Consider the following 6,058-nt stretch of genomic DNA (forward strand, 5'->3'; position numbering starts at 1 on the left):
AGTAAGTAAGTAAGTAAGTAAATTTGTCTCGATTATGATATAATAATTAAACTAGGTGAACTTTGCTAGTAGGAGAAGCAATATTTTGCCACTAGATATAAACATGAGACTTCCTTTCCAAAATAACATGACAACATTATTAATATTTGCTAAACCTACTAGACAGTTATCCTAGTTTTTTGAATAGAATGAATAGATAAAAGGAGTTACGAATATGACGCCAGAAGAAATGTACCTGACAGAGCGATTAGATGTACAGATAGCTCATTTTTTAAAGAAAAGCGTTCAACATCGTAGACGCTATAAGGTATTAAAAATAACAGAAATTGTGGCAGGTTTCCTCATAGCTGTCTTTTGTGCTATTCCTATGCCAGGTGATCGCTACCGTTTGATTTCGGTTGCCTTGTCCAGTTTAGGCTTGCTGTGTGAAGGGATTCTCAATTTGTATAATGCCAAAGAACACTGGATTTCTTACCAAAAAACTGCGCAACTCCTGGAGAGAGAAAAATTCCTCTATCAATGTCAAACAGAGAAATATGCAGGAAAAACCAAGGCTTTTGCCCTATTTGTCAAGACATGCGAAGGTCTTATCTCAGAGGAAATCAACCAGTGGGAAAGTATCCAGTCAAAAGAAGTGGCAACTAGTGCAGAAGCTCCAGGGCAAAAAGAATAGGAGGTGGAGGAAATGTCTCAATCCAGCTACCTGTCGCCCTTGCTCTGGTTGAAAAAAGAAGCCGACAAGGAAAAGATGAGCGCAACTCAGTGCCAGATATTTTTCTTTTATTATCAACTGTTTGAACTCTTATTTGCTAGAGAAAGCGACTTGAGAGACTTATGTCTGGGAAGGCAAGGTTTTTATTTCTCGCAGTTAGAGAAAGATTTGCTTTCTGGAGTTTCCCAATTTCTAAAAAACTTGGAGGGAAAAGGGACTCTCAAGGCTAACCAAGAAGTATCAGCTCGCAAAGCCCTTTTTCTAGCCTTGACAACTAGCCAATCAGATTGGCAGGAGTTAGCTCCTGTTTTTGATTTTTATCAGACTATCGGGAGGCTTGAACATCCTTCTCTATTGAGTTCTCAGGACAGACAATATCTGATGTGGATTTACCAGTCAGCTTTGGAGAAGGATTATAGTGTCAAGGTAATTGGCGACAAGCATTTTGTATTGAAGAGACAAGATGCTACTAAATTGACAGGGCGCCAAACTCAAACTTTGGAAGCACTGAGTCAATCAGAAGACTTGGTCAATCCTGTCTATGTTACATTAGGAGAAAAGGGGGTGCTCTTGCTTGATTAAGAGAGGAGATGTTGTGGCTCTTTATTTGCCTTTTCCAAGTATTAGTAGCGATTTGGCTGTGAAGAATCATATGTATATTTGTATTGACAACAGCATGACTAAAAACAAAGAGTTGGTTAAAAACCAGACCTTCAAACCAGCTCTCTTGACCAGACGTTTGGTCAAGAACTTTATGATAGAAGAGCCGGATCTAGCTCGTAATCCTTTTACAAGACCAACCTTGATTGACTTAGATAAGGTATTTATGTTGGATAATACGGTCATTCCGACTTCTTATCTAGCCAGACGGCGACGCAATGTCTCAGAAGAATTGTACGAGGAAATTTTGGATCACTTAGTCCAACCACGGCTGATTTCACTAAACAAGTCTGAGTTTATGCAACTCAATCCAGGAACTTATTAGGAGGTAGAAGATGACAAATAAAGCAGTAAATGACTTTATACTAGCTATGGATTATGATAAAAAGAAACTCTTGACCCATCAGGGAGAGAGTATTGAAAATCGTTTCATCAAAGAGGGTAATCAGCTACCCGATGAGTTTGTTGTTATCGAAAGAAAGAAGCGGAGCTTGTCGACAAACACAAGTGATATTTCCGTGACGGCTACCAACGATAGTCGCCTCTATCCTGGAGCGCTTCTCGTAGTGGATGAGACCTTGTTAGAGAACAATCCCACTCTTCTTGCGGTCGATCGTGCTCCGATGACTTATAGTATTGATTTGCCTGGTTTGGCAAGTAGTGATAGCTTTCTCCAAGTAGAAGATCCCAGCAATTCAAGTGTTCGCGGAGCGGTAAACGATTTGTTGGCTAAGTGGCATCAAGATTATGGTCAGGTCAATAATGTCCCAGCTAGAATGCAGTATGAAAAAATCACGGCTCACAGCATGGAACAACTCAAGGTCAAGTTTGGTTCTGACTTTGAAAAGACAGGGAATTCTCTTGATATTGATTTTAATTCTGTCCATTCGGGCGAAAAGCAGATTCAGATTGTTAATTTTAAGCAGATTTATTATACAGTTAGCGTAGATGCTGTTAAAAATCCAGGAGATGTGTTTCAAGATACTGTAACGGTAGAGGATTTGAGGCAGAGAGGAATTTCTGCCGATCGTCCTTTGGTCTATATTTCGAGTGTTGCTTACGGGCGTCAGGTTTATCTCAAGTTGGAAACTACGAGTAAGAGTGATGAAGTAGAGGCTGCTTTTGAAGCTTTGATAAAAGGAGTCAAGGTGGCTCCTCAGACAGAGTGGAAGCAGATTTTGGACAATACAGAAGTGAAGGCAGTTATTTTAGGGGGCGACCCGAGTTCGGGTGCCCGAGTTGTAACAGGCAAGGTGGATATGGTAGAGGACTTGATTCAAGAAGGCAGTCGCTTTACAGCAGATCATCCAGGCTTGCCGATTTCCTATACAACTTCTTTTTTACGGGACAATGTAGTTGCGACCTTTCAAAACAGTACAGACTATGTTGAGACTAAGGTGACAGCTTACAGAAACGGAGATTTACTGCTGGATCATAGTGGTGCCTATGTTGCCCAATATTACATTACTTGGGATGAATTATCCTATGATAATCAAGGTAAGGAAGTCTTGACTCCTAAGGCTTGGGACAGAAATGGGCAGGATTTGACGGCTCACTTTACCACTAGTATTCCTTTAAAAGGGAATGTTCGCAATCTCTCTGTCAAAATTAGAGAGTGTACCGGACTTGCCTGGGAATGGTGGCGTACGGTTTATGAAAAAACCGATTTGCCACTAGTGCGTAAGCGGACGATTTCTATTTGGGGAACGACTCTTTATCCTCAGGTAGAGGATAAGGTAGAAAATGATTAGGAGAGAAGAATGTTTGCGACAAAAAGAGTGAATGGCGATTTGTTTTCAGGACTTATCACAGATGTGGATGAGGAAATCATGAATAGCGATCAAAATCGCCTTGATATTGATACTATTGTCATCCACCATAATGGTGGGCTGAGTGATGAGGGGGCTAGAAGTACTTGGTATGTCTCTACAGGTCATGGCACATCTGCTCACTATCAGGTGACTCCTGATAAGATATGGGGGTGTGTTGGTGAAGAGAGCGTTGCCTATCATGCTGGCAACTATGAAGTCAATCAGCGTTCGATTGGTATTGAACACTTAAATAACCGTGGGGAACCTGACTGGACTATTGCAGAGGAAACCTACTGGAACTCAGCACGTTTGATTGCAGATATTTGTAATCGTTATAATTTACCAATCAATCGTGAGACCATCCATCCTCATCAAGAATTTACAGCTACAGATTGCCCTGGTGGGATTGATCTCAATCGGCTCATCCGGATGGCAGCTGAGATTCTTGCTGGAGATAGTTTCCAAGTTTCAAAAGAGGAACAGCCTCGAGATGGGGATGGACAGCGCCTAGTGCGTGTGGTGGATGATGACCTCTACATCCGAACAGGCCCAGGTCTGGCTTATCCTGACAAAGGTTTTTGTCCTCTTGGGACTTTTACCATCATGCAGGTAGAAGAAGCAGATGGCTATACTTGGGGTTTGTTGAAGTCAGGTAGGGGCTGGATCGCACTAGACTATACAGAAGAAATCAAATAGAAAAAGGAAGGAAGAAAGAATGAAACAAAAATATGAAGGAAACCACAAAGGGGAGAAGGTTTTTCGTTATTCGATAAGGAAGTACCACTTCGGTGCTGCTAGCGTTGCCGTTGCGGCGCTGATGTTTTTTGCCAATGGGACAGTACAGGCACAAACACCTGACATTTCCCCAGCGACAGAGAGCGGAATGACTAGAACCAGCGCCCTTGTAAGCGATTCCTCGGGGGGGGGTATCTAAAGAACTAAGTGAAGAAAGTCCTGATACAGCCCCTAGTCAGCCTGAACAATCTAAGCAAGGTAATCGAGAAAACCAAGAAGTTTCAAATGAAAACAAGTCTCTAGTAAAAGATAGCGAAGAAGGCAAGAAAGAGAACCAAGCAGAGGCAAGCCGTCCTACTGTAGATAAGTCACTTGCCGAGTCGGCACAAACCAGTCTGCAAGCTCTACTTGCCAATCTGACACTGGACTCAATGAAAGAACTTCACGCTCGTGTAGAAGCAGGTCTAGCACAAGCTAAAGCTGTTCTTGAAAATCCAAACTCCAGTCAAGAAGAGGTCAATGCCCAAGTTCAAGCCATGAAAACCTTGACTGAGGAGGTCAACAAGGCTTTGGCAGGTGGACTCACATCCCCAGCTCAGCTTGGAGAAGGAAGTGGTGCGACTCAGAGTGAACCAAGTCCGACTCCTAAACGAGGGCGAGGTCGTAGGGGGCAACTAACCCCTCCTGCCACGCCGGCACCAGCAGAAAATCAAGAAGCCAAGGAGACGGAGGAGGAAGCTACAGACTACACAAATGGTCAGGGTAGCTATCCTTTATCGGACAAAATCCATAAACTCCTCCAAGAACTGAAGACCAGCACTGAAAATCCAGAACAGATCCAAAAACTGAAAGAGGCTTACGATAAACTCAATGAAGCATTACAGACGAAAGAAGATGGACTTGTCAATCAGGATGTCTTTAATGCTGCACTTGAGGAGTATAAAAAGGCAACCCAATTAAAGAATGGTGTGGAAAAAGGTATCAGCGATAGTCCTAAATCTAGGAAAGCGAGAGCAAGCTCATCTCTGAGAGTTGGAAAAGTTAGACCTGGTAGAGATGAGTATTCCAACTATCCTGAGGATACTATTGGAGACTACAAACTCCAAGGTTATGGTGTAAGCTTTAAGGCGATGTCAGATGGGAAAACGATTCGAGAAATTAGCATTACAGGAATTGAGGGTTTAAATCTAACTGTATCCAAATCTGGCGAAGGAACTTCTGTAGCTCGTCTGAAACTAACAGGAGACATTCCTAGAACCGAGTTCGGTGTCAGAAAATATACAGTTAAGGCTGTGGATAGTTCGGGACATGAACAAATATATCAGGGAGTCTTCCGTTTTCCTGTTCCAAAAGCTAGTTTTATTACAACAAATAAGCAACTTGAGGGCAAGGCAGGAACTATTCCTCAGGACCCAACTTACCAGGATGTAACTAAGTATATTCAAGCTAAGCTTCCTGGTCCAGTAAATCAAAAAAATGTACCAGACGGAGCCGAATTACGTGTCTATCTAGTGAGAGGAGGAAGAAATTACGATGGATACGATGTGCAAATCCCACATGCAAGAGGATTTACGAAGATTGCAGATGGACTCCCAAATAGTCAAGGAGTGGTAACTTTTACTCCTGATAGATTCAAAAAATACGGTGTAGATAAATTAGGAACAGATGAGCTTAAACTAGTGGCTATGATTGTACGCTCAGGTACGGATACACCACTAGATGGAGAGGGAGCTATATCGTTGCTGTCTGATACTGGTATCCGTGCGACAGTTGATAAGAGCAATCTCTCTACCAAGACTCAAGAGCTAGAAACCGAGTTGAATAAACCAGTTTCTCTCGACGGTAAGACTGAAGACAGTAAACGAGCTTATGAGCAAGCCAAAGAGGCTGCAAAACGAGCAGTTGCCAAAGCGAAGGAAGTTCAACAAGACGGCACAGCGACTGAAGACAAGGTAAGGGAAGCAGAAAGCGGCTTAGCTCAAGCTAAGACAGGGCTTGAAACTGCCAAGAATGGCTTGAGAAATGTTGATAAGAGCAATCTCTCTACCAAGACTCAAGAGCTAGAAACCGAGTTGAATAAACCAGTTTCTCTCGACGGTAAGACTGAAGACAGTAAACGAGCTTATGAGCAAGCCAAAGA

Annotated in this window: 6 protein-coding genes and 1 pseudogene; all 7 read left to right on the plus strand. The window is 42.6% G+C overall.

Annotation, left to right across the window (positions count from 1 at the left end; all coding sequences use genetic code 11):
- Positions 1 to 214 precede the first annotated feature (214 nt).
- Positions 215 to 673: a DUF4231 domain-containing protein gene (locus HT679_RS10900; RefSeq protein ID WP_173214605.1), complete on the plus strand. Its 459-nt coding sequence runs from the start codon at positions 215 to 217 to the stop codon at positions 671 to 673.
- Between the two features lie 12 nt (positions 674 to 685).
- Complete coding sequence (locus HT679_RS10905; protein WP_173214607.1) at positions 686 to 1,294, plus strand: hypothetical protein; 609 nt, start codon at positions 686 to 688, stop codon at positions 1,292 to 1,294.
- The gene (locus HT679_RS10910) at positions 1,287 to 1,697 is read left to right on the plus strand and encodes a hypothetical protein (RefSeq protein WP_000595751.1); all 411 of its coding nucleotides are present in this window, start codon (positions 1,287 to 1,289) and stop codon (positions 1,695 to 1,697) included. Before HT679_RS10905 ends, HT679_RS10910 begins: the two co-directional genes overlap by 8 nt.
- Before the next feature lie 10 nt (positions 1,698 to 1,707).
- Positions 1,708 to 3,123, plus strand: coding sequence for a cholesterol-dependent cytolysin pneumolysin (gene ply, locus HT679_RS10915; RefSeq protein ID WP_173214609.1), 1,416 nt, complete (start codon positions 1,708 to 1,710; stop codon positions 3,121 to 3,123).
- 9 nt (positions 3,124 to 3,132) lie between these two features.
- Positions 3,133 to 3,879 carry a peptidoglycan recognition family protein gene (locus HT679_RS10920; RefSeq protein ID WP_173214611.1) on the plus strand — a complete coding sequence of 249 codons (747 nt, stop codon included), beginning with the start codon at positions 3,133 to 3,135 and terminating at the stop codon, positions 3,877 to 3,879.
- 19 nt (positions 3,880 to 3,898) lie between these two features.
- A complete protein-coding gene (locus tag HT679_RS10925) occupies positions 3,899 to 4,117 on the plus strand; it encodes a YSIRK-type signal peptide-containing protein (RefSeq protein WP_173214620.1) in 219 nt (72 codons plus the stop codon).
- A 232-nt stretch (positions 4,118 to 4,349) separates the two neighbouring features.
- Positions 4,350 to 6,058: pseudogene (locus HT679_RS10930) on the plus strand (hypothetical protein); the annotation flags it as partial.

Source organism: Streptococcus sp. 4886 (assembly GCF_013276485.1).
Lineage (GTDB): Bacteria > Bacillota > Bacilli > Lactobacillales > Streptococcaceae > Streptococcus.

Bases quoted from the DNA above. Each gene is read 5' to 3' on its own strand.
- HT679_RS10905 (WP_173214607.1), top strand. From the start codon at position 686: ATGTCTCAATCCAGCTACCTGTCGCCCTTGCTCTGGTTGAAAAAAGAA.
- HT679_RS10900 (WP_173214605.1), top strand. From the start codon at position 215: ATGACGCCAGAAGAAATGTACCTGACAGAGCGATTAGATGTACAGATA.
- HT679_RS10920 (WP_173214611.1), top strand. From the start codon at position 3,133: ATGTTTGCGACAAAAAGAGTGAATGGCGATTTGTTTTCAGGACTTATC.
- ply (WP_173214609.1), top strand. From the start codon at position 1,708: ATGACAAATAAAGCAGTAAATGACTTTATACTAGCTATGGATTATGAT.
- HT679_RS10925 (WP_173214620.1), top strand. From the start codon at position 3,899: ATGAAACAAAAATATGAAGGAAACCACAAAGGGGAGAAGGTTTTTCGT.